Here is a 20821-nt window from a genome sequence, read left to right as displayed (position 1 = left end):
CGGGCCAGCCCTGCCGGTCCCGGATCGTGACGGGCTCCTGAACAGCCACCGCGGCGGGATCGCCCTCCATCACCGCGCCCCGCACCCATGCCGTGCGACGGCCCCCGTCGTGCCGTGCTGCGGGGACGGCGTGATCAACCGTGGGCGTGGTGCAGCAGCGATTCCAGGTAGCGGCCATAGCCGCTGTTGCGCAGCGGGCGGGCCACTTCCAGCAACTGCGCATCGGTGATGAAGCCCTTGCGCCAGGCCACTTCCTCGGGCGAGGCGACCTTCTGGCCGGTGCGCTTTTCGATCGCCCGGACGAATTCGCCGGCTTCCAGCATGCTGTCATGGGTGCCGGTGTCGAGCCAGGCATAGCCGCGGCCGAGCCGGGCGACACGGAGCGTGCCTTCCTCGAGATAGACCTTGTTGAGGTCGGTGATCTCGTATTCGCCGCGGGCCGAGGGTGCCAGGGCGCGGGCGATGGCCGGGGCGCGGCCGTCGTAGAAATACAGGCCGGTCACCGCCCAATCCGACTTCGGCTTGGCCGGCTTCTCCTCCAACGACAGCGCCTTGCCCTCGGCGTCGAATTCGGCGACTCCGTAGCGTTCCGGATCGGCGACGCGGTAGGCGAAGACCGCGGCGCCCTTGTCGGCCACCGCATCGGCCATGCGGGTGTCGAGTTCATGGCCGTGGAAGATGTTGTCGCCCAGCACCAGGGCCGAGGGGCCGCCGGCGAGGAATTCCTCGGCCAGCACCAGCGCCATGGCGATGCCGTTCGGCTTGTCCTGGATCTGGTAGACCAGCCGGATGCCCCATTGGCTGCCATCGCCCAGCAGGCGCTGGAACAGCGGCATGTCGTGCGGGGTGGAGATGATCATGATCTCGCGGATTCCGGCCAGCATCAGGACCGAGAGCGGATAGTAGACCATCGGCTTGTCGTAGATCGGCAGCAGCTGCTTGGAGACGGCAAGCGTCGCCGGATAGAGCCGGGTGCCGCTGCCACCGGCCAGGACGATACCCTTCATGCCGCGGGATCCTTCATCAGTTGGTCGAGGCAGCGTTCCAGCCCGACGCGCCAGTCGGCCGGCGGGATGCCGAGCACCGTGGCGGCGCGCGTGCAGTCGAGCCGGGAATTGGCCGGCCGGCGGGCCGGGGTCGGATAGTCCGCCGTGCCGATGGCGGTGAGCGTCGGCGCGGCCTGGCCACGCCGGGCGGCGGCTGCGAAGATCGCGGCGGCGAAGCCGTGCCAGGTGGTATAGGGCGCGCCGGTCAGGTGGGTGACGCCGAAGACCGCATCGCCCGCCGGCGCCGCGGCGAGGCGCGGCAGCAGCGCGACGGCGGCGGCGGCGAGGTCGGCGGCAAAGGTCGGCGCCCCATGCTGGTCGGCGACGACGCGCATCTCCGGCCGTTCCTTGCCGAAGCGCAGCATGGTCTTGACGAAATTGGCCCCATGCGGCGAGCAGACCCAGGCGGTGCGCAGCGTGACCGTCCGCGGCTGGGCGAGATGGAGCAGCAATTCACCGGCCAGCTTGGAAGCGCCGTAAGCGCCGACCGGGTCGGGCGCGTCGGTCTCGGCATAGGGCGAGTCCTTGGTGCCGTCGAAGACGTAGTCGGTCGAGTAGTGCACCACGGGAATGCCGGCGCGGGCCGCCGCCTCGCCCAGCAGGCGCGGGCCGGTGGCATTGACCGCGAAGGCCAGGGCGCGCTGCTCCTCCGCCTTGTCGACCGCGGTGTAGGCGGCGCAGTTGACCACGGCGTCCGGCCGGAACCGGTCGAAGGCGCCGGCAACCTGGGCCGCGTCGGTCATGTCGAATTCCGGCGGCTCCAGCGCCAGGGACTCATGGCCGGCGACGGGGAGCTGCGCCAGCAATTCGGTGGCGATCTGCCCGGTGCGGCCGATGACCAGGATCCGCATCAACCGGCCTTCGCCGGTAACAGGCCCAGGCGCTCGCCGGTATACTTGCCCTCGCGCAGCGGCCGCCACCACCAGTCGTTGGCAAGGTACCAGTCGATGGTGCCGGCGATGCCGCTCTCGAAGCTCTCCTGCTGGCGCCAGCCGAGCTCGCTTTCGATCTTCGAACAATCGATGGCGTAGCGCTGGTCGTGGCCGGGCCGGTCGGTGACGAAGCGGATCAGCTCCCGCCGCGGCCGCGCCGCCGGCCGGCGCTGATCGAGCACGTCGCAGATGGTCTCGACCACCGCCAGGTTGCGGCGCTCCGCCCGGCCGCCGATGCAATAGGTCTCGCCGACCCGGCCGCGCTCGACCACCGTGACCAGGGCGCGGGCGTGGTCCTCCACATGCAGCCAGTCGCGGATGTTGCTGCCGTCGCCATAGACCGGCAGGTCGCGGCCCTCGAGCGCATTGAGGATGACCAGCGGGATCAGCTTCTCGGGGAAATGGTAGGGGCCGTAGTTGTTCGAGCAGTTGGTCACCAGCACCGGCAGCCCATAGGTCTCGTGCCAGGCGCGCACGAGATGGTCAGACGACGCCTTGCTGGCCGAATAGGGCGAGCGCGGGTCATAGGCCGTGGTCTCCGAGAAGGCGCCGGTCGGTCCGAGCGAGCCGAAGACCTCGTCGGTCGAGATGTGGTGGAAGCGGAAGGCGGCCTTCGCCGCGCCGTCGAGCGAGGCGTGGTAGCCGCGCGCCGCTTCCAGCATGCAGAAGGTGCCGTGGATGTTGGTCTGGATGAAGTCGGCCGCGCCGGTGATCGAGCGGTCGACATGGCTTTCGGCCGCCAGGTGCATCACCGCGTCGGGGCGGAATTCCGCCATCGCGGCGCGCATCCGCGGCAGGTCGCAGATGTCGGCTTCGAGGAACTGGAAGCCGTGCCGCCCCTCGCAGTCGCGGATCGAGCGGCGGTCACCGGCATAGGTCAACTTGTCGACCACCAGCACGGTGGCGCCGCGCTGCTGGACGAGAAGCCGGGTGACGGCCGAGCCGATGAAGCCGGCGCCGCCGGTGACCAGGATACGCATTGTGTTGGGCCTCAGGCGAAGACGGTGGGCAGGTCGCGCAGCCGCGGGGCGCGGCGGTCCTTGTCGGACAACTGCACGGCGGCGGCCTCGAAGGGCCAGGGCAGCGCCAGGTCGGGATCGTCCCAGGCGATGCCTCGATCGCAGTCCGGGGCATAGAGATCGGTCACCTTGTAGGCGACCTCGGTATCCGGGGTCAGGGTGCAGAAGCCATGCGCGAAACCGGCGGGAATGAAGAGCTGCAGCGCATTCTCGGCGGTCAGTTCGACCGCGACATGCCGGCCGTAGCTGGGCGAGGAGCGTCGGATATCGACCGCGATATCGAGGATGGCGCCGCGCAGCACGCGGACCAGCTTGGCCTGGGCATGCGGCGGCAGCTGGAAATGCAGGCCGCGGACGGTGCCGGGCTGCGCCGAGAGCGAATGGTTGTCCTGCACGAAGACGTCGGGGATGCCGAGGCCGGCGAAGTCGCGCGCGCTGTAGGTTTCCAGGAAGAAGCCGCGATGGTCGCCGAAGCGCCGCGGCGTCACCAGCAACGGTCCCGGCACCGGAAGACTCGTCGCCGTGAAATTGCCGGATCGGCGCAGACCATCGTTCATAGGCGTCTCAGTCGTCTGTTGCGCGCGCACCCGTCAACCCCCGTGAACCTGGTTCCGACCGCAATCAGGCTTGATGTATGGAGCAACAGAGACGGTTTGCCCGCCTTTGCCCCGATCTGTAATTGAACCCTGAGTGAAGTCAAATTTCGGGGAGTTCAACGCAAACGCGTCCCCGCGGACCCGTGCTTGCAGGGGTTTGTTTAACTGCGTCTTAACCGGAACGCGCGATCCTGCCGCATCTGGCCCAGGACGGGCCGCCGCCCGGGGAAAATCTCCATGCCGCTGAACTCCGTGAACACCAATGTCGGCGCCATGGTCGCGCTGCAGTCCCTCAACCGGACAGCGGACGAACTTTCGGCGACCCAGAAGCGCATCTCCACCGGGTTCCGCGTGGCAGATGCCCGGGACGACGGCGCGGCCTATGCGGTTGCCGAACGCATCCGCGGCGACATGGCCGCGACCAACTCGGCCAACCAGCAACTCGGCGGTGTGAAGGGCCTGCTGGAAGTCACCAATTCGGCGCTGCAGAACGTGTCCACCACCTTGCAGAAGCTGAAGGAGATCACCGTCAAGCTGGCCGACGGCACAATCACCGCCGAACAGCGCACCCAGTACCAGTCGCAGGCGAAGCAACTCACCAACAACGTCCAGGCCTTCATCCAGGATGCCAGCTACAACGGGCTGAATATCCTGGACGATGCGACGGCCGCATCGGTGAAGGTCATCACCAGTGGCAGCGGCACCTATTACAGCTTCAGCAGCTACTCGGCCCAGGCGCAGGTCTTCGACGCCATCTCGGGTGCCAATGGCTGGACCGCGGGCGATGCGGCGGCGGCGCTGACGGCGACCGGAGCGATCGGCGCGGCGATCACCAACACCCTCACGCAGCTCAACAATTTCGGCTCCTACGCCAACTACATCGACAACCAGATCACCTACAACAAGGCGATCCTGGATGCGCAGGAAAGCGGCCTCGGCGCGCTGGTCGATACCGACATGGCGAAGGAAAGCGCCCGGCTGCAAGCCTTGCAGATCCGCCAGCAACTCGGCACCCAGGCGCTGGGCATCGCCAATCAGGCGCCGCAATCCTTGCTCAGCCTGTTCAAGGGCTGATCCCGACGGCGACGGCGTGGTCAGTCGCGCCGCAGGCCGACCGGCCCGAACAATGGCGGCAGGACCGACGCGCCGGATTGCGCGGGCGGGCTCGGAGCCGGTGGCGGCAGCGCCAGCAGCCGGCTCGGCGGCACCGAAAGCGACAGCGTGGGCGCGACCGGCGGCGGCGGGGCGGCAATCGGCGGCAGCACCGCTGCGACCGGTGGCAAGGCGGTCGGCCCCCCGAGCGGCGGCAATGTGGCGCGTACCGGCGGCCGGACCGCCGGCGCCGGCGGTTCGAGGCGGCGGGCAAGACCCGCGTCGCTCAGGATCGGCGCTGTCGCCGGCGGCAGCAGGATGATGGCCGTCGCGCCGGGGACCAGGGGTGGCAGGGCAGTCGGCTGAGATGGCGGCGGGGCGACAGGCCGGCGGGCGGATCCGTCGCCGTGCAGCACCGGCGCCACCGCCGGTTGCAGCAGCACCATCGAGGGGGCCGTTGAGGGCGGCGCAGCCGCCGGCCCGGCGATGGCGGCCCGACCAATGCAACGGAAAGCCAGCCGGTAGTCGTCCCGCCCCATCCGGGTGCCGAGGATCTGGGTCTGCCGGCCTTGCTCGGAACAATGTGCCGTGGCGTCGTGCAGCCCACGTTCGGTCGCCGCCGCCAGGTCGGGGCCGCTGACCGTCAGGTTGAGCATGCCGTCCGCCGCCTCCACCACCCCGGTCGAGCGTGGGCCGCAGCCGCCCAGCGCCAGGACGCCGCAGATGGTCACCGCCAGCAGGCCCCGCATCCCCGGTGTCACCCTTTCCGCGCCAGGTCGTGCGGCTCTATAGCGCGGGCCGCGATAGAATGTCGGAGGATCACCGCATGCACCGCCTCAGCCGCCGCGTCGCCCTGGCGGCGCCTGCCTTGCTTCTGGCCACCGGCGCCGGGGCGCAGGAGGCCTGGCCGTCCCGTCCCGTCACCCTGATCGTCCCCTGGGCGCCGGGCGGGTCGAACGACGTTGCCGCGCGGCTGCTGGCCCCGGCCCTGGAGGCCCGCTTCGGCCAGCCCTTCGTGGTGGAGAACCGGCCGGGCGGAGGGGGAAGCCTCGGCATGGGCCAGGCGGTGCGGGCCAGGCCGGATGGCCAGACGCTGCTGGTCTCCTCCGCCTCCAACCATGTCTTCCACCCGCTGATGGCCCACACCCTGGGCTACGAGGTGCAGGAGGCGTTGCTGCCGGTCTGCATGCTGGTCGACGTGCCAAACGTCATCGCCGTCTCCAACGCCCTCGGCGCCACCACCATGCAGGAACTGATCGCCAAGGCGCGCGGCACGAAGGGCGGGCTCAGCTTCGGCTCCTCCGGCGTCGGGTCGTCCAACCACCTGGCGGGCGAGTTGCTGCGGCTGCGGACCGGGATCGACCTGATCCACGTGCCCTATCGCGGCGGCGGCCAGGCGATCGCCGACCTGATCTCGGGCACCGTGCCCATGGTGGTGCTGAACCTGCCGACCGTTTCCGGACCGGCCTCGGCCGGCCAAGTGCGGATCGTCGCGGTGGGGTCTGCCGAGCGCGTCCGCAGCCGACCGGAAATCCCGACGGTGCAGGAACAGGGGGTGCCGGACTATGCGGTGCGGTCCTGGACCGGGCTGTTCGCGCCGAAGGGGACGCCTGTCGCGGTGATGGAGAAGCTGGCGTCGGCGCTGCGGGACATCATGGACACGCCCGCCACGAAGCAGCGCCTGATCGACATGGGCAGCGAGCCGATCTGGATGGACCCGGCGGAGACGCGCCGCTTCGTGCGGGCGGAATACGATCGCTGGGGCCCGGTGGTGAAGGCCGCCGGCATCAAGGCGGATTAGGCGGCACCCGGCACAGGGTGCCGCCCAAGCCTCAGGCCGGGATGGGCGCCGCCATCCCGCCGGCATTGGCCTTCAGGTCGGCCACCGCGGTCGCGCCGGCCAGCTTGCCGAAGACCGCGCCGTTGATCAGGCCCGACCCGCCCGGGTAGTTGAAGTAGAATATGCCGCCCACCAGCTCACCGGCGGCATAGAGGCCCGTGATCGGCTGCTGGTCGGCATCCAGCACCCGCGCCTCGGTGTCGATCCGCAGGCCGCCGAAGGTGAAGGTGATGCCGCAGCCGACCTGGTAGGCCTCGAAGGGGCCGTCCTCGATGGTATTGGCCCAGTTGGACTTGTTGACCGCCAGGCCCTCGGTGCAGCGGCCGTCCTTGATGTTCGGGTTGAACGGGACGTCGCGCTTCACCGCGGCGTTGTAGGCGCGGATTTCCTCCAGGAAGGCCGCCCCGTCGACGCCTTCCAGCTTGCCGGCCAGCTCCTCCAGCGTGTCGGCGCGCACCTTCGTCACCTGCTTGATGCGGTATTCGTCGCGCAGCTGCTTGGCGACCTTCTGGTCGAAGACCTGCCAGGCGAAATTGCCGGGCTGCTCCAGCACCACCCGGCCGTACTTGGCATAGGTGTAGTTGCGGAAATCGGCGCCCTCATCCAGGAACCGGCGGCCGTCGGCGTTGATCAGCACGGACCAGGGATAGCTGTGCTTCTGGAAGGCGTCGCCGACCGCCAGGTCGCCATATTCCGGCGCATTGAAGTCCCACTGCACCGCATGGCAGCCGGAGTAGTTGCCGAAGGGGGAGGCGCCGATGTCGAGCGCCATCTTGATGCCGTCGCCGGTGTTGAAGCGCGTGCCGCGCACCTTGGCCAGCTCCCAGCCCGGGCCGAGGTAGCGGGTGCGCATCTCGGCATCGCCCTGGAAGCCGCCGGCGGCCAGGATCACGGACGGCGCCTTGATGTCGTAGATGCGCCCGGGCGACTTCACCTGCACGCCCTCGACCTTGAAGCCGTCATAGAGGATCTTCTGCGCCCGGGTCGCATAGCGGATCTCGATGCCGCGCTTCCTCGCCGATTCGGTCTCCGCCTGCACCAGGCCGGGGCCGCCGCCCCAGGCGCAGACGGTCAGGCCACCCCAGAACTTGAAGCGGCCGTCGATCTTGAAGGCCTGCTGACCCCAGATCGGCGCGAATTTCACCCCCTTGCCGTGCAGCCACTTCATCGTCTCGAAGCTGCGGCGCACCATGATCTCGCACAGGTCGGGATCGGTGCGGTTGCGGGTGACGCGGAACATGTCGTCGAAGAACTGGTCTTCGGTATAGGTGCCGAAATCGGTGATGGCGATCTCGGCCTCGGTCAGGTCCGGCATGATCGCCTTGAGGTCCTCGACGCCGCGATAGGCGAAGCGGATGTTGCCGGCGGTGAAGCGCGTATTGCCGCCGGCCTCCTCCTCGGGCGCACGCTCCAGCACCACCACCCGGGCGCCCTGCTCCTGCGCCGAGAGCGCGGCGCAGAAGGCGGCATTGCCGCCGCCGACAACGATGACGTCGAATTCCTCGGTGGCCATGTGCTTGGGTCCCCTCCTGGCGCCGCGCTGTGCACCCATGTATACATTGGTTGACGGCGGAGTCTAGGCCGGCTCCGCCGCCGCCATCGACAACCTGGCCTCGTAGGCCGCGGCGATGTGGGCGCGCGCCGCCGCTTCCGCGGCCGGCGCGTCGCGGCCGGCGATGGCGGCGACGATCCTGGCATGTTCCGCGTGCGCCGTGGCGGCCCGGCCGGGCGCCTCCAGCGTCGTCGGGCCCAGCAGCAGCAGCGCGTCGGAGATGGCCGAGAGCGAGCGCAGCAGATACCGGTTGTGCGCCGCCTGGTGCAGCGCGCGGTGGAAGCGGCGGTTGTGCTCGGCCGCGGCCTCCCCGGCCAGCGCCGCCTCCTGTTCCAGCATGCGCTGCAGCAGGGCGATCTCCGGCCGCCCGGCATGCTGGGCGGCCAGCCGCGCCGCTGTGCCCTCCAGCGCTTCCCGCATCACGTAGAGCTCGTCCACCTGGGCGGCGTCGTAGGCGGCGACGCAGAGGCCGCGGGCCGGCAGATGGGCGATCAGCCCTTCCGACTGCAGCCGGCGGATCGCCTCCCGCACCGGGGTACGGCTCATGCCCAGATGCTCGGCCAACTCGGTTTCCAGCAGGCGCTGGCCGGGACGGAAACTGCCGGTCCGCAGCCCCTCGCGGAACAGGTCGTAGGCGCGGTCGGCGAGGCTGCCGCCGGGTTCGGGAAGGCCGGGTTTCCGGGCAAGGGACATGCCGGCTGCATACGCCTGCATGCGAAGCCGCTGCAAGCGCTTCGCAGCGGCCGCCGACCGGGCTAGCGTCGTTCCATGCGCAAGCTCCCGACCTGGCGGTCTCTCCTCTACGTCCCGGCCACCCGCGAGGCTTTCGTGGCCAAGGCCCATACCCGCGGCGCCGATGCCATCATCCTGGACCTCGAGGACGCCGTCGCGCCGTCCGAGAAGCCGGCCGCCCGCGCCGCCCTGGCCCGCGCGGTGCCGATGGTCCGGCAATCCGGCGCCGAGGTCTGCGTCCGCATCAACCGGCCCGTCCGGATGGCGGTGCTCGACATCGACGCCGCGGTCGCCGCCGGGGCCGAGGTGCTGGTGCTGACCAAGCTGATGGGTCCCGACCATGTCCGGCTGCTGGCCGAACTGACCGCCGAGTCGGAGGCGGCGCATGGCGTGCCGCCCGGCCGCACCCGCTTCATCGGGCTGGTCGAGACGGCCGCAGCCTTGAGCGGGATGGAGGCGATCGCCCGGGCCCACGAACGGCTGGTGGCGCTGGGAGCCGGGGGCGAGGATCTGGCGACCGATCTCGGCATGGAGCCGACGCCGGACGCGCTCTATGTCCCGAAGATGCTCGCGGTGGTCGCGGCGCGCGCCGCGGGCGTGCTGCCGCTTGGCTTCGTCGGCACGGTGGCCGGCATCTCCGACCTGGACGGCTACCGGGCGATGCTGCGGCGATCGCGCAGCCTGGGCTTTGCCTGTGCCAGTTGCGTGCACCCCTCGCAGGTGGCGATCATCAACGAGGAATACGGCGCCCGGCCGGAAGACCTTGCCCGGGCCCGCCGCATGGTCGCGGCCTTCGAACAGTCGCTTGCCCAGGGCGTGGGCGCGGTCAACTTCGAGGGCGACATGATCGACGAGCCGGTCGTGGAACGGGCGCGGCGATTGCTCGCACGCGCCCGGTAGTCATGGCATCGGCGCGGGGGACGCGGTCCCCCTGCCGGCCAGCCTAGATCCCCGGCGTCCGGCGCGGATCGCCCGTCACGCCGCCCGTCGCGGTGCCCGGCTTGGTGCTGCCAGTCGCGCCCTTCACCTCGTTCTCGGGATGCGCGCCGCTGATGTTGGTGCCGGCGACCTCGTCCACTCCGCGCGAGAGCTTGGTACCCGGCGGGTTGCCCGGCGTGCCGTCCGGTGCGCTGGTGCCGAAGCTGCCGGCGCCGCGCGTCTCGTTCTGCGGCCGTGCACCGCTCACGTTGGTGCCGAGCGCATCGTCCGTGGCGCGCGAGAGCTTGGTCCCCGGCGGATTGCCGGGAGTGCCGTCGGGCGCGCTGGTGCCGGTGCCGCGCGTCTCGTTTTCCGGATGCGCGCCGCTGACATTGGTGCCGGCGACTTCGTCCAGGCCACGCGACAGCATGGTGCCGGGTGGGTTGCCCGGCGTGCCATCCGGCGCGCCGCCGACCAGCGAGGCATCGGTCCGCGTGCCCATCCCGGTGCGGGTGCCCATCTGGCCCGCTGCCGTCGTGGTGCCGACACCGGCGGCGGTGCCGAGGCCGCTGCTCGGGTCGGCCGCCGTGCCGGAGCTGGTCCAGCCGCCGGCACGATAGTCGGCGCCGCGGGTCTCGGCGCTGGCGGCGTTGTGCCGCTGCATGATCGACTCGATCTCGGCCGAACGGCTGTCGTCGCTGCGCACGGTCACCAGGTTGCCGCCACGGCGGACACCCTCGGCGTACACGCTGCTCTCCTCCTCGGAGAGGCCGGAGCCAGTGAGGGCGCCGAGCAGGCCACCGGCCGCCGCGCCAACGCCGGCGCCGGTGATGGCCGCCACCAGCCAGCCAGCGGCGACGATCGGGCCGACGCCCGGGATGGCCAACGCGCCCAGCCCGGCGAGCAGGCCGGCACCGCCGCCGACCAGGGTGCCCAGCGTGGCGCCGGTGCCGGCGCCCGTGCTGGTTTCCTCGGTGGTGTCGCCGGTCGTGGTCGTGGTCGTGCCGTCCTCGCCGCGATTGGCGATCAGGCTGATGTCGTCACGCTGGAAGCCGGCGGCTTCGAGGTCGCGCACGGCCGCCGTGGCGTCCGAGTAGCTGTCGAAAAGGCGCGCAATGGTACGGGTCGCCATAAGGAGCTCTCCTTGATCTGTTAAGTTCAGCGACCGCCGGGCACGACGTTGCCCTGGAAGTCGAGGGCCACGCTCACCTGCTGCGAGCCCTGCTGCGCCCGGCCGCGCCAGATGCCCTTGTCGTCCTTCTGCAGGTCCGAGACATTGGTGAAGCCGGCGGCTTCGATGCGGGACTTGGCCTGGCCTTCGGTGAAGCTGTTGGCACCGGCTGCCGGCGTGGTGGCGGTGCGCGTGCCGTCATCGACCCTTGCCGCGGCATTGCTGTCGCTGGCGCGGTTCGGCGTCGTGACGCCGCTGCGGGTGTCGGGCGTCGCCGGAACCGTCATCCCCGGCCGGGTGCTGCCTTCGGTGGCCGCGCCGGGCGCGGCACGGTCGGGGGCGGCGGGCGAGGTCTGCGCGTAGGCAGGAACGGCCATGACCGTGCCCAGCAGCGCCAGGCGGAAGAACGTCTTGCGCATTTTCATGTTTCCCGTGTGGTGGCCTTGCGGGCCTGACGCCCGCCTGCCGCCTCCTAACGGGCTTTCAGCGCATACGTTCCGTCAAAGACGATCGGTGCCGAAGGTGTCACACCGCTGGATGTCGCCGCTCTGCAGCCCGATCTGAAACCAGCGCACGCGCTGCGCCGAGCTGCCATGGGTGAAGTTTTCCGGCACCACATAGCCCTGCGACCTTCGCTGCAGGCGGTCATCGCCGACGGCGGCGGCCGCGCCGATGCCGGATTCGATATCGCCCGGCTCGATGATGCGGCGCATCTGCTCCGTGCGGTTGGCCCAGAGGCCGGCGAAGCAATCGGCCTGCAACTCGACGCGCACCTGCAGCGCGTTCGACTCCGCCTCGCCCATGCCGCGCCGCTCGCGGTCCACCTTGCCGAGGATACCGAGCTGGTTCTGCACGTGGTGGCCGACCTCATGCGCGATGACATAGGCGCGGGCGAATTCGCCGGGCGCGCCCAGCTTGCGCTCCATGTCGCTGAAGAAAGCGGTGTCGAGATACACCTTGCTGTCGCCCGGGCAGTAGAACGGGCCGACCGCGGTCTGGGCGAAGCCGCAGGCACTCTGCGTGCCGCCGCTGAACAGCACCAGGTTGGGTGGCGAATACTGCCGGTTGGCGCGGCGGAAGATGTCGGACCAGGCGTCCTCGGTCGTCGCCAGCACCTGGGCGACGAAGCGGCGGGCGCCGTCGTCCTGGCCCGCCTCGGGCGCGCCGCGGCGCTCGGTCACCTGGGATTGCTGCGGCGGTGCCTCCCCCCCGCCGCCGAGGATCACGCGGGGATCGACGCCGAAGAACAGCGCGATGAGGATCAGCGCGACGGTGCCGAGCCCGCCACCGGCGACGCCAAGCCGCGCACCGCCGCCGAGGCCGCCGCCACTCCCGCGCCGGTCTTCCACATTCCCGCTTTCGCGCTCGCCATCCAGGCGCATGACAGGTCTCCTTCCGGCGCGAAGGCGCCCGCGACGACAACCCGGGACGTGGAATTTGGTTCCGCAGGCGGGTGTTTAGGGGTCCCGCACCACGCCGGCCGCGCGCAGCCGGGCCAGCTCGGCCTCGCCCAATGCCGGCGCCAGGATCTCGGCGTTGTGCTCGCCGATCTTCGGCGCGGGCCGGGCCAGGATGCCGGGGGTGGCCGACAGCCGCGGCACCATGCCGTGCATCGGCAGCCAGCCGCCCGGCATCTCCTCGTCCGGCACCTCGATCACCGCTTCGCGCTCCGCGACATAGCGGTCGTTCTCCAGCATCCCGGCATCCATGATCGGGCCGATGGTCACCCCCGCCCGGTCGAAATGCGCCAGGGTCTCTTCGAGGGTCAGCGCGGCGATGTAGGCTGCGATGATGGCGTCCAATTCCTCGCCGTGGCGGACGCGGTCGGCATTGGTGCGGAAGCGCGGGTCGGTGATCAGCTCCTCCCGCCCGATGGAGCGCAGCAGCTTCTCCGTCATGCCCTGCGTGCTGGCCGAGAGGCAGACCCAGCCGCCGTCGCTGGTGCGGTAGGCATTGCGCGGCACGGCATTGGTGCTGCGGCTGCCGGTGCGCGGCTTGAGCTGGCGGTTGAGCCGCCAATTGGCGTGCTGCGGCTCCATCATCACGTGGATCGGGTCGAAGAGCGTCAGGTCGATCACCTGCCCCTGCCCCGTGGCTTCGGCGTGGCGCAGCGCGATCATCGCGGTCGTGGCGCCATAGAGGCCGGCATAACCATCGGCCATGTACATCGGCGGCAGCACCGGCTCGCGGTCGGCGAAGCCGTTCACCGCGGCGAAGCCGGAATAGCCCTCGACCAGCGTGCCGAAGCCGGGCTTGTGGCTGAACGGCCCGTCCTGGCCCCAGCCGCTGACGCGGACGATGACCAGCGCCGGGTTGATCGCCAGCAGCGCCTCGGGCGACAGGCCCATGACCTCGAGGATGCCGGGGCGGAAGCTCTCGACGAACATCGCCGCACCGGCGACCAGCCGCTTCACGACCGCGATCGCCTCGGGGTTGCGCAATTCCAGGCAGACCGAGAGCTTGTTGCGGCTGAGCGTCTTCCAGGTGGTGGAGATGCCCTGGATGCGCCAGGCGCGCAGGGTGTCGCCCTCCGGCGGCTCCACCTTCACCACCTCGGCGCCGTGATCCGCCAGCACCTTGGTCAGCAGGTTGCCCGCGACCAGGCGGGAGAGGTCGACGACGCGGACGCCCTGCAGGGCGCCGGTAGCGGCGGGGTCGAATTGGCGGCGGTGCGGCATGGTGGTCCCGTTCATTCGATCCGGATATTCGCCGCCTCTGCCACCTTGCGCCAGCGGTCCATGTCGGCGCGCAGCACCGCGGCGAATTCGTCGTAGGGTCCGGGGGACGGCACCGCCCCCTCGGCCTCGTAGATGCGCCGCAGCGCCGGGTCGGCCAGCGCCTCGGTGACCGCGGCGTGGATGGCGCGGCGCACCGGGGCTGGCAGGTTCTTCGGCGCCAGCAGCCCCCACCAGATATCCGCCTCGTAGTCCACGCCCTGCTCGCGCACGGTGCGCGGCGCGGGCACGCCGGGCGGCAGGGTGCCGCCCGGGGCTGCGGCGGCGATGATCCGCACGCGGCCCTCGCGGATCGGCGAATTGGCGCTGGCGACGGTGGTGATGACCAGCTGGATGGTGCCGGCCATCAGGTCGGTCACCGCCTGCGCGGTGCCCTTGTAGGGCACATGGGTCATGCGGATGCCGGCGGCCTGGCAGAAATACTCGCTGACCACATGGTTCAGCCCGCCGGTGCCGGAGGAGCCGTAATCCACCGCGCCCGGCCGCGCCCTGGCCCAGGCGACCAGCGACTCGACGTCGCGCGGCGGGAAGTCGGGGTTGGTCAGCAGGTAGTAGGGCGCGCGGGCCAGGATGCCGATGGCGTCGAAGCTGCGCTCCGCATCCCAGGTTGTCTTCTGCAGCACCGCCGAGGTGGCGAAGGAGGAGGAGGTGACCATCAGCGTATGGCCATCCGCCGGCGCCTGGGCCACCGCCGTCGCGCCGATGGACCCGCTGGCGCCGCCGCGGTTCTCGACCACGAAGGGCTGGCCGAAGCGGGCCTGCAGGCGTTCGGCCAGCGGCCGGGCCATGACGTCGTTCGACCCGCCCGGCGGGAAGGGCACCACGACGCGCACCGGGCGGGTGGGCCAAATCCCTTGGGCGCGGGCGACGGCAGGTGCGGAGAGGGTGGCGCCGAGCAGCAGGCGGCGTGCGATCATGGGAGATTCCTGTCCGGTCGGCCGGGGTCTCCGGCTTGGCGCATGGCCCAACGCCGCGGAACCGCGGGGCGGTCGGGTCGGCCGCCATGGCGAGGATCGGCGCTGCGGCCGAGGCTCATGCCGGCTCTGCCACCACCGGGTTGCGCAGGATGCCGATGCCGCTGATCTCGATCTCCACCACGTCGCCGGGCACCAGCCAGGGCGGCGGCTTGCGGGCATGCGCCACGCCGTCCGGCGTGCCGGTGGCGATGACGTCGCCGGGCGCGAGCGGCGTGAAGGCGGAGACATATTCGATCAGCTGCGGCACCGACAGGATCATGTCGGCGGTGCTGGTGTGCTGGCGGCCTTCGCCGTTCACCCGGGTTTCCAGCGTCAGCGCCGCCGGGTCGGGGATTGCGTCCGCCGTCACCAGCCAGGGGCCGAGCGGGCCGGTATGGGGGAAATTCTTTCCCGCGGTGACCGAGTGCTTCTGGTAATCGCGCAGGCTGCCGTCGTTGAAGATGGTGTAGGCGGCGACATGGTCCAGCGCGCGCGCCGCCGGGATGCGGCGGCCGGGCTTGCCGATGACGACGGCCAGCTCGCCCTCATAGTCGAAATGCGTGGAGTTGACCGGACGCCAGAGCGGCGCGCCATGGGCGATGATGGTATCGGCCAGGCGGGCGAAGATGCGCGGGTGCTCCGGCACCTCCCGCCCTGCGGACTCGGCCACGTGCGCCTGGTAGTTCAGCCCGACGCAGAGCACCTTGCGGAGTGGGGAGGGTACCGCGGGCAGCAGCGTCACCTCTGCCAGCGCGAAGTCGGGCGCGGCCGCGGCATGGCGGGCGAGTTCCGGCAGCGCGCCGGCCGCCAGCACGGCGGAGACATCCGCGAAAGGCGTGCGGCGGCCGAGATCGACGATGCCGTCCGCGGTGACGATACCGAAGGACGCACCCTGGGCGGTGGCGTAGCTGGCGATCCGCATGGCTCAGGCCGCCCCGAGCCATCGGTGTTGGAAGCCCGGGTCGAAGACCGTCTCCGCCATGACCTGGCAGCGCAGCATCAGCCGCTCCTCGTCCGGGCCGTAATCCGGGATGGCGTTGTGCAGGGTCCCGAGATGGTCCCAGATCAGCACGTCGCCCACCGTCCAGCGATGGGCGTACTGGTACTTGGCCTGAAGCTGGTGCGCGAAGAGGAAATCGAGCATCTCCCGGCTCTCCGCCTCCCCCAGTTCCAGGATTCGCTCGGCATAGCCGGGGTTGCAATAGAGCACCGTGCGGCCGCTGATCGGATGGGTCATGCAGACGGGATGCACCGCGGGCGGCCGCTTGGCGCGCTGGTCGGGCGTCAGCGGCGCGCGGGCGCTGCCGGGGCGGGTGCGCATGGTTTCCCAGAAGACGTTGAAGTCGTGCCGCGCGGTCATCCCGGCGAGGCGCCGCTTCACTTCGGCCGGCAGGTCCTCGTAGGCTGCATGCATGTCGGCAAACAGCGTGTCGCCCAGCGCCCTGCCGTCCCGCATCGGCACCTTGACCGCATAGAGGACATTCACGAAGCCCTTGGTCGCCGTGTAGGACATGTCGGTGTGCCAGTCCTGCCCGGCATCGGCGATGCCGATCGGCGCACCATTCTCGACGATATTGGAGAGGATGCCGACCTCGGGCACCTCCCGATGGTGGAACTTACCCGTCACCGAGCCCTGGATGCTGCCGAAGCGGCGCGAGAAGTCGCGCAGGTCGCGCGCCTCGATGCGCTGGCCGGGGATGCGCAGCACGCCATGCTCGCCGAGCGCCCGCAGCATGGTGGCGAAATCGGCATCCGCCAGCGGCTGGGCCAGGTCCAGCCCGTGCACGGTGGCGCCCAACACCGCGCCGGTCGGTTCGATCGAGAGCATGGATACTTCCCCCTTGCCCGGATTCTCGCAGCCCCGCCACGGCCGTCAACAGTCGCGTTCGGCGGCGCAGGATATGGAACGCTGGCCGACGCGGCGGATCTCCTGGCCAGGCGCGCTACATCGGCTTGATCGTCGCCCCGAGTTGGCCTTCCTTCGCGGCGCCGGCATAGAGAATGGACAATTGTCGATCCATGATCGCCTTGTGCCGCGCCAGGGCATGCGGGTGCAGGTCCTCCTCCGGCGCGGTCTCGTGCTCGAAATGGCCGAAGCCGTCATGGCCACGCACCAGCAATGCGCTGTCCTGCGGGCCGCCTGCCTGGCGGACATGGGTCGGGACGTAGCGCACCGCGAGTCCGATCCGCGGCCAATCCGCGTTGTTCGGCTCCGACCCGTGCACGATCAGGACATGGTGCAGGCTCATCTCGCCGGGCTGCAGGGTGATGTCGACGGCGTCCTTCTCATCGACCTGCACCGCCACCTCCTGCCCGCGCGACAGCAGGTTGTCCTTGGCGAAGGTGTCGGTGTGCGGGACCTTGCCCCGGTGCGTGCCCGGCACCACCCGCATGTTGCCGCTGGCAGGGATGCTCGGGGTGAAGGCGATCCAGGCGGTCACGACATCCGGGCTCGACAGCCCCCAATAGGTGCCGTCCTGGTGCCAGGAGACATAGGCCGGGTCGTGCGCCCCCTTCATGAAGAACTGGCTGCTCCAGCAGAGCAGGTTCGGTCCCAGGACGCTTTCCACCGCGTCCAGCACCGCCGGGTGCTGCACCACGTCGCAGATCCAGGGAAACAGCAGATGCGGCTTCTGGTTCATCCGCCCGGCCAGCCTGCCGCCGAGCTTGGCTTCCGTGCCCTGCAGCTTCGCCAGCAAACCGGCGGCTTCGTCCGGCGTGAAGGCGCGGATGGGGAAGTGGTAGCCGAGGCGGTTGTAGTCGGCCACCGCGGCCTCGGAGAGGGAGGCGGGCATGCGATTTCCTCCGCGCCCCGTTCCAGGGCTTGCGGGGAAGCCGAGCATGGCGGTGATATGGCTGTCAATCACGCGGCCCGCCGCGCCACCGGAGGATCATCCATGGACACGCTGCTTCCCCTCGGCGCCCGCGCCGGCGCGCTGTTGAAGGCGCGTGGCGAGACCGTCGCGGTGGCGGAAAGCGCGACCGGCGGGCTGGTCTCGGCGGCGCTGCTCGCGGTGCCGGGCGCCAGCGCCTATTTCCTCGGCGGCGGCGTGGTCTATACGCGGGCGGCCCGCACCACGCTGCTCGGCGTGCCCATCGCGGCAGTGAAGGCCGCCGCACCCGCCTCCGAAGCCATGGCCGCGCTGCTCGCCGAGGCCGCGCGCGAACGCCTCGGCGCGGTCTGGGGACTGGGCGAGGCCGGGGCGGCGGGGCCGACCGGCAACAGCTACGGCCATGCCGCGGGGCACGGCGTCTTCGCGGTCGCCGGGCCGGTCGGCCGCTCGCTCACCATCGAGACCGGCGACGGCGACCGGATGGCCAACATGCGCGTATTCAGCGCGCGGCTGCTGGCCCTGCTGGTGGAATGCCTGGAAGCGGCGCCTCAGAAGTAGCCCAACCCCATGATGCCGTCCGGCCCCAAATCCTCACCGGCCAGCTTCCGTCCGATCAGGTCGCGCAGCGTCTCCGAGGCGCCGCCGCCGAGCGAGCCGTAGCGCGCCCCGCGGTACAGCCGCGAGACCGGATATTCGTCGGTGAAGCCGAAGCCGCCATGCAGCTGCACCGCCTCGTTGGTCACCCGGATCGCCATCTCGTTGCAGAAGACCTTGGCGGTCGCGGCCAGGAAGGGGTCGGGGAAGGGGTCGGCGGTCCAGCAGGCGCGGTAGAGCAGGCCGCGCGCCGCCTCGATATCCTTGTACATGTCGGCCAGCTTCCAGCGCACGCCCTGGAAGTCGGCGATCGGCTTGCCGAAGACCGGCCGGTCCCGCACGTAGCGCGTGGTCTCGTCGAAGGCGCCCTCGGCCAGGCCGAGGCTGATCGAGGGGTTCAGGCAGCGCTGGGTGTTGAAGGCCGACAGCAGCCGCTTGAAGCCATCCTCGCGCAGGACGAGGTTCTCCAGCGGCACCTCCATGTCGTTGAACTGCACCTCGTGCAGGTTCTCGCCGCCCATGGTGTGGTAGGTGCCGGTGACGGCCAGGCCCGGCGTGCCGCGCTCGACCAGCACGCAGCCGATGCCCTCGCGCCCCGGCCGTCCGTCGATGCGGGTGAAGACGACGAACATGCCCGCCTCCTCCGCCCGGCTGATCAGCGTCTTGGTGCCGTTGACGATGACCCGGTCGCCCCGCACCACCGCATTGGTGCGGTAGTTGGCGACGTCGGTGCCGGCGTGGGGTTCGGTCATGCAGATCGACAGGATGCAGTCGCCGCTGACCACCTGCGGCAGGATGCGGGCGCGGATCGACTCCGGCGCATAGCGGGCGATGACGCGGGTCTGCACGCCTGCCTCGCCCAGCACCGCCATCGCCGTCGGGTAGCAGACCTTGGCGATCTCCTCGAGCACGAGCGCGGTCTCGAAGACCGGCAATCCCAGGCCGCCGTATTCCTCCGGCACCGTCATCCCCAGCACGCCGAGACCCGCCAGGTCGCGGATGTTGTCCCAGGGGAAGGTGCCGTCCATCCAGCGCAGCGCCCGTTGCCGGAAGACGGTCTGCGACATCTCCCGCACCGGCGCGATCAGCGCGCGCTGTTCCCCGGTCAGCCGGAATTCCACCGGATCAGCCCCTGAACTGCGCGCCGCCATCGACGTCCAGCGTCGCGCCCGACAGGTAGCCGCCGCGCGGGCTGGCGCAGAACACCGCCAGGTCGGCGATCTCCTCAGGCTTGCCGGCACGGCCCAGCGGCAACCCCGCGAGCATCTCCTCCCACCGGCTCTCGTCGCCGAACTTGGTCTTCGCGCGCGACTTCGACAGGGTGATGATCCGGTCCGTCATGGTGGCGCCCGGGGCGATGCCGACCACGCGCACATTGTGGTCAGGCGCCTTGCCGCCCAGCGCTGCGGTGAAGGCGATGAGGGAGGCATTGCCGGCCGCGCCGCAGATGTAGTCGGCGCGCGGGCCGCGGCCGGCCATGCCGATGATGTTGACGATGACGCCGTCCTGCTTCGCCTCCATCCCCGGCAAATACAGCTGCGTCAGGTGGATGTAGCCGAAGACCTTCAGCGCCCAGGCCTGCTGCCAACGGTCGAGGCTGATATCGTGCACCGTGCCGCCCGGGATGGCGCCGGCATTGTTCACCAGCACGTCGATCTCCGGGTGCGCCGCATGCAGCGCGACACGCGCCGCGCTGTCGCCGAGGTCGCCGGCGAAGACCGCGACGTTCACGTTGTGCCGGCCGCGGATCGTGGATGCCGCCGTCTCCAGCGCCGCCGGGTCGCGGGAGGCCAGGACCAAGTCGCAACCCTCCGCCGCGAAGGCCTGGGCGCAGGCCAGGCCGATCCCCTTCGAGCCGCCGGTGACCAGCACGCGCTTGCCGCGGATGTCCATGTCCATGATCGTCGCCCCCTGCTTGCGGCCGGGCTTGGCACATGCGACCGCTTCGGCACGCCGCGCAGGACCCGTCCCTTCCGCATGACTATCGCCGCCGTTACCCGACGTCGCAAGGTCATGACGCTCGGGCTTGCCCTGCTGGCCGGCTGCGCGAGGCAGCCGCCGCTGCCCTGCGCCGCGCGGCCGGTCGGCCCGATCGCCTGGGTCGTCGACCAGGGCTGGCATACCGAGATCGCGCTGCGTGCGGCGGATCTTACCGGCCCCCTCGCCCGCTTCCGCACGATCTTCGCCGGGGCCGAGACGGTCGTCTTCGGCTTCGGCAAGCGCAGCTATGTCCTGGCGGAGGCGGGCGCCTTCGCCGAATTGCTGCTCGGCCCGCTGCCCGGTCCCGGCGTGGTCCAGCTGCGCGGCCTGCGCGCCCCGCCGGCCGAGGCCTGGCCGGGCCGTGCCGCCGCGCTGCCGCTCACCACGGCCGGCCTCGTCGCGCTGTCAGGCTTCATCCGGGACAGCATCGCGCCGCAGGCGGAGGAATTGGCTCTGCATGGCAGCCTCTTCCTCGCCGCCAGCCGCGACTATACGCTGGCCTTCACCTGCAACACCTGGACGGCGGCAGGCTTGCAACGCGCCGGCCTGCCGGTCGACCCCGCCGGGGTGGTGCTGGCCGGCGCCCTGCTGGCCCAGCTCCGCCCGCTTGGCTGCGCGGCCTAGCGGCAGGGTGGCGCGTAGCCGCCCGGGCAGACCACCGTGCTGCCCTGCGGCACCACGATCACTTCGCGCGGCTCGGGGCTGCTGAAGGTCGGGCTGCAACCCGCCAGCAGGCCGAACAGGCTGGCGGCAAACACGATTTTGGCCATGGGCACCCTTCTCTCACGCGATTGAGCCGCAGGGTGGGAAAGATCGGCGGTTGC

The 20821-nt window shown here is 70.6% G+C and carries 23 protein-coding genes; 5 read left to right on the top strand and 18 right to left on the bottom strand.

Translation table 11 applies throughout. The features are described from left to right. Positions 1 to 134: 134 nt before the first annotated feature. The 4 genes from rfbA to rfbC are packed head-to-tail and all read right to left on the bottom strand — an operon-like array spanning position 135 to position 3554. Positions 135 to 1007 carry a glucose-1-phosphate thymidylyltransferase RfbA gene (gene rfbA / locus ACFQS7_RS20975; protein ID WP_380069084.1) on the bottom strand — a complete coding sequence of 291 codons (873 nt, stop codon included), beginning with the start codon at positions 1005 to 1007 and terminating at the stop codon, positions 135 to 137. Next, a complete protein-coding gene (gene rfbD / locus ACFQS7_RS20970; RefSeq protein ID WP_380069083.1) occupies positions 1004 to 1897 on the bottom strand; it encodes a dTDP-4-dehydrorhamnose reductase in 894 nt (297 codons plus the stop codon). Before rfbD ends, rfbA begins: the two co-directional genes overlap by 4 nt. Next, the gene (gene rfbB, locus ACFQS7_RS20965) at positions 1897 to 2958 is read right to left on the bottom strand and encodes a dTDP-glucose 4,6-dehydratase (RefSeq protein WP_380069082.1); all 1062 of its coding nucleotides are present in this window, start codon (positions 2956 to 2958) and stop codon (positions 1897 to 1899) included. Before rfbB ends, rfbD begins: the two co-directional genes overlap by 1 nt. 11 nt (positions 2959 to 2969) lie before the next feature. Continuing rightward, complete coding sequence (gene rfbC, locus ACFQS7_RS20960; RefSeq protein WP_380069081.1) at positions 2970 to 3554, bottom strand: dTDP-4-dehydrorhamnose 3,5-epimerase; 585 nt, start codon at positions 3552 to 3554, stop codon at positions 2970 to 2972. Between the two features lie 276 nt (positions 3555 to 3830). Between rfbC and ACFQS7_RS20955 the strand changes: the two genes are divergently transcribed. After that, entirely contained in the window at positions 3831 to 4667 is an 837-nt protein-coding gene (locus tag ACFQS7_RS20955) for a flagellin (protein ID WP_380069080.1), read from the top strand. A 20-nt stretch (positions 4668 to 4687) separates the two neighbouring features. On the opposite strand, the gene ACFQS7_RS20950 is transcribed toward ACFQS7_RS20955, so the two are convergent. Further along, positions 4688 to 5434 carry a hypothetical protein gene (locus tag ACFQS7_RS20950; RefSeq protein WP_380069079.1) on the bottom strand — a complete coding sequence of 249 codons (747 nt, stop codon included), beginning with the start codon at positions 5432 to 5434 and terminating at the stop codon, positions 4688 to 4690. A gap of 77 nt (positions 5435 to 5511) precedes the next feature. Here ACFQS7_RS20950 and ACFQS7_RS20945 point away from each other — a divergent pair, with 77 nt between their 5' ends. Then, entirely contained in the window at positions 5512 to 6486 is a 975-nt protein-coding gene (locus ACFQS7_RS20945) for a Bug family tripartite tricarboxylate transporter substrate binding protein (protein ID WP_380069078.1), read from the top strand. 31 nt (positions 6487 to 6517) lie between these two features. Here the strand turns inward: ACFQS7_RS20945 and tcuA are convergent, their stop codons facing one another. Together tcuA and ACFQS7_RS20935 are read right to left on the bottom strand one after the other, a co-directional pair. Further along, on the bottom strand, positions 6518 to 8038 hold the full coding sequence (gene tcuA, locus ACFQS7_RS20940; protein ID WP_380069077.1) for an FAD-dependent tricarballylate dehydrogenase TcuA: 1521 nt from the start codon (positions 8036 to 8038) through the stop codon (positions 6518 to 6520). A gap of 63 nt (positions 8039 to 8101) precedes the next feature. Further along, the gene (locus ACFQS7_RS20935) at positions 8102 to 8791 is read right to left on the bottom strand and encodes a GntR family transcriptional regulator (protein ID WP_380069076.1); all 690 of its coding nucleotides are present in this window, start codon (positions 8789 to 8791) and stop codon (positions 8102 to 8104) included. Positions 8792 to 8845: 54 nt separating this feature from the next. Here ACFQS7_RS20935 and ACFQS7_RS20930 point away from each other — a divergent pair, with 54 nt between their 5' ends. Then, on the top strand, positions 8846 to 9709 hold the full coding sequence (locus tag ACFQS7_RS20930; RefSeq protein ID WP_380069075.1) for an HpcH/HpaI aldolase/citrate lyase family protein: 864 nt from the start codon (positions 8846 to 8848) through the stop codon (positions 9707 to 9709). A gap of 43 nt (positions 9710 to 9752) precedes the next feature. On the opposite strand, the gene ACFQS7_RS20925 is transcribed toward ACFQS7_RS20930, so the two are convergent. From ACFQS7_RS20925 to ACFQS7_RS20890, 8 genes are all read right to left on the bottom strand, one after another. Then, positions 9753 to 10859 (bottom strand): general stress protein, encoded by a 1107-nt coding sequence (locus tag ACFQS7_RS20925; protein WP_380069074.1) that lies wholly within the window; start codon positions 10857 to 10859, stop codon positions 9753 to 9755. 26 nt (positions 10860 to 10885) lie between these two features. Continuing rightward, positions 10886 to 11317: a hypothetical protein gene (locus ACFQS7_RS20920; protein WP_380069073.1), complete on the bottom strand. Its 432-nt coding sequence runs from the start codon at positions 11315 to 11317 to the stop codon at positions 10886 to 10888. Positions 11318 to 11398: 81 nt separating this feature from the next. After that, the gene (locus tag ACFQS7_RS20915) at positions 11399 to 12280 is read right to left on the bottom strand and encodes a neutral zinc metallopeptidase (RefSeq protein ID WP_380069072.1); all 882 of its coding nucleotides are present in this window, start codon (positions 12278 to 12280) and stop codon (positions 11399 to 11401) included. 75 nt (positions 12281 to 12355) lie between these two features. Then, positions 12356 to 13591 carry a CaiB/BaiF CoA transferase family protein gene (locus tag ACFQS7_RS20910; protein WP_380069071.1) on the bottom strand — a complete coding sequence of 412 codons (1236 nt, stop codon included), beginning with the start codon at positions 13589 to 13591 and terminating at the stop codon, positions 12356 to 12358. After that, positions 13588 to 14550, bottom strand: a complete 963-nt coding sequence (locus ACFQS7_RS20905) for a Bug family tripartite tricarboxylate transporter substrate binding protein (protein ID WP_380069070.1) — start codon at positions 14548 to 14550, stop codon at positions 13588 to 13590. The genes ACFQS7_RS20910 and ACFQS7_RS20905 overlap by 4 nt, the downstream gene beginning before the upstream one ends. 115 nt (positions 14551 to 14665) lie before the next feature. Beyond that, positions 14666 to 15511 carry a fumarylacetoacetate hydrolase family protein gene (locus tag ACFQS7_RS20900; RefSeq protein ID WP_380069069.1) on the bottom strand — a complete coding sequence of 282 codons (846 nt, stop codon included), beginning with the start codon at positions 15509 to 15511 and terminating at the stop codon, positions 14666 to 14668. 3 nt (positions 15512 to 15514) lie between these two features. Continuing rightward, positions 15515 to 16417: a TauD/TfdA dioxygenase family protein gene (locus ACFQS7_RS20895; RefSeq protein ID WP_380069068.1), complete on the bottom strand. Its 903-nt coding sequence runs from the start codon at positions 16415 to 16417 to the stop codon at positions 15515 to 15517. Positions 16418 to 16532: 115 nt separating this feature from the next. Further along, positions 16533 to 17384 carry a phytanoyl-CoA dioxygenase family protein gene (locus ACFQS7_RS20890; protein WP_380069067.1) on the bottom strand — a complete coding sequence of 284 codons (852 nt, stop codon included), beginning with the start codon at positions 17382 to 17384 and terminating at the stop codon, positions 16533 to 16535. A gap of 102 nt (positions 17385 to 17486) precedes the next feature. Here ACFQS7_RS20890 and ACFQS7_RS20885 point away from each other — a divergent pair, with 102 nt between their 5' ends. Beyond that, positions 17487 to 17981 (top strand): CinA family protein, encoded by a 495-nt coding sequence (locus ACFQS7_RS20885; RefSeq protein WP_380069066.1) that lies wholly within the window; start codon positions 17487 to 17489, stop codon positions 17979 to 17981. Here ACFQS7_RS20885 and ACFQS7_RS20880 read toward each other — a convergent pair. Together ACFQS7_RS20880 and ACFQS7_RS20875 are read right to left on the bottom strand one after the other, a co-directional pair. After that, positions 17972 to 19138 (bottom strand): acyl-CoA dehydrogenase family protein, encoded by a 1167-nt coding sequence (locus ACFQS7_RS20880; protein WP_380069065.1) that lies wholly within the window; start codon positions 19136 to 19138, stop codon positions 17972 to 17974. The genes ACFQS7_RS20885 and ACFQS7_RS20880 overlap by 10 nt on opposite strands. 4 nt (positions 19139 to 19142) lie before the next feature. Continuing rightward, positions 19143 to 19916, bottom strand: coding sequence for an SDR family oxidoreductase (locus ACFQS7_RS20875; RefSeq protein ID WP_380069064.1), 774 nt, complete (start codon positions 19914 to 19916; stop codon positions 19143 to 19145). Between the two features lie 78 nt (positions 19917 to 19994). Between ACFQS7_RS20875 and ACFQS7_RS20870 the strand changes: the two genes are divergently transcribed. Beyond that, positions 19995 to 20621 carry a DUF2459 domain-containing protein gene (locus ACFQS7_RS20870; RefSeq protein WP_380069063.1) on the top strand — a complete coding sequence of 209 codons (627 nt, stop codon included), beginning with the start codon at positions 19995 to 19997 and terminating at the stop codon, positions 20619 to 20621. Here the strand turns inward: ACFQS7_RS20870 and ACFQS7_RS20865 are convergent. Then, positions 20618 to 20767: a hypothetical protein gene (locus ACFQS7_RS20865; protein WP_380069062.1), complete on the bottom strand. Its 150-nt coding sequence runs from the start codon at positions 20765 to 20767 to the stop codon at positions 20618 to 20620. The two genes, ACFQS7_RS20870 and ACFQS7_RS20865, sit on opposite strands and share 4 nt — an antisense overlap. Between the last annotated feature and the right edge of the window lie 54 nt (positions 20768 to 20821).

Origin of the sequence: Dankookia sp. GCM10030260, from assembly GCF_042666655.1 — a bacterium.
Classification (GTDB): Bacteria; Pseudomonadota; Alphaproteobacteria; order Acetobacterales; family Acetobacteraceae; genus Paracraurococcus.
This window is presented reverse-complemented; position numbering and strand designations above follow the sequence as displayed.

Bases quoted from the DNA above. Each gene is read 5' to 3' on its own strand.
- ACFQS7_RS20955 (WP_380069080.1), top strand. From the start codon at position 3,831: ATGCCGCTGAACTCCGTGAACACCAATGTCGGCGCCATGGTCGCGCTG.
- ACFQS7_RS20920 (WP_380069073.1), bottom strand. From the start codon at position 11,317: ATGCGCAAGACGTTCTTCCGCCTGGCGCTGCTGGGCACGGTCATGGCC.
- ACFQS7_RS20930 (WP_380069075.1), top strand. From the start codon at position 8,846: ATGCGCAAGCTCCCGACCTGGCGGTCTCTCCTCTACGTCCCGGCCACC.
- ACFQS7_RS20935 (WP_380069076.1), bottom strand. From the start codon at position 8,791: ATGCAGGCGTATGCAGCCGGCATGTCCCTTGCCCGGAAACCCGGCCTT.
- ACFQS7_RS20915 (WP_380069072.1), bottom strand. From the start codon at position 12,280: ATGCGCCTGGATGGCGAGCGCGAAAGCGGGAATGTGGAAGACCGGCGC.
- ACFQS7_RS20870 (WP_380069063.1), top strand. From the start codon at position 19,995: ATGACTATCGCCGCCGTTACCCGACGTCGCAAGGTCATGACGCTCGGG.
- ACFQS7_RS20905 (WP_380069070.1), bottom strand. From the start codon at position 14,550: ATGATCGCACGCCGCCTGCTGCTCGGCGCCACCCTCTCCGCACCTGCC.
- ACFQS7_RS20945 (WP_380069078.1), top strand. From the start codon at position 5,512: ATGCACCGCCTCAGCCGCCGCGTCGCCCTGGCGGCGCCTGCCTTGCTT.
- ACFQS7_RS20895 (WP_380069068.1), bottom strand. From the start codon at position 16,417: ATGCTCTCGATCGAACCGACCGGCGCGGTGTTGGGCGCCACCGTGCAC.
- ACFQS7_RS20875 (WP_380069064.1), bottom strand. From the start codon at position 19,916: ATGGACATGGACATCCGCGGCAAGCGCGTGCTGGTCACCGGCGGCTCG.
- tcuA (WP_380069077.1), bottom strand. From the start codon at position 8,038: ATGGCCACCGAGGAATTCGACGTCATCGTTGTCGGCGGCGGCAATGCC.
- ACFQS7_RS20910 (WP_380069071.1), bottom strand. From the start codon at position 13,591: ATGAACGGGACCACCATGCCGCACCGCCGCCAATTCGACCCCGCCGCT.
- rfbC (WP_380069081.1), bottom strand. From the start codon at position 3,554: ATGAACGATGGTCTGCGCCGATCCGGCAATTTCACGGCGACGAGTCTT.
- ACFQS7_RS20925 (WP_380069074.1), bottom strand. From the start codon at position 10,859: ATGGCGACCCGTACCATTGCGCGCCTTTTCGACAGCTACTCGGACGCC.
- ACFQS7_RS20885 (WP_380069066.1), top strand. From the start codon at position 17,487: ATGGACACGCTGCTTCCCCTCGGCGCCCGCGCCGGCGCGCTGTTGAAG.
- rfbD (WP_380069083.1), bottom strand. From the start codon at position 1,897: ATGCGGATCCTGGTCATCGGCCGCACCGGGCAGATCGCCACCGAATTG.
- ACFQS7_RS20890 (WP_380069067.1), bottom strand. From the start codon at position 17,384: ATGCCCGCCTCCCTCTCCGAGGCCGCGGTGGCCGACTACAACCGCCTC.
- ACFQS7_RS20950 (WP_380069079.1), bottom strand. From the start codon at position 5,434: ATGCGGGGCCTGCTGGCGGTGACCATCTGCGGCGTCCTGGCGCTGGGC.
- ACFQS7_RS20900 (WP_380069069.1), bottom strand. From the start codon at position 15,511: ATGCGGATCGCCAGCTACGCCACCGCCCAGGGTGCGTCCTTCGGTATC.
- rfbB (WP_380069082.1), bottom strand. From the start codon at position 2,958: ATGCGTATCCTGGTCACCGGCGGCGCCGGCTTCATCGGCTCGGCCGTC.
- rfbA (WP_380069084.1), bottom strand. From the start codon at position 1,007: ATGAAGGGTATCGTCCTGGCCGGTGGCAGCGGCACCCGGCTCTATCCG.
- ACFQS7_RS20865 (WP_380069062.1), bottom strand. From the start codon at position 20,767: ATGGCCAAAATCGTGTTTGCCGCCAGCCTGTTCGGCCTGCTGGCGGGT.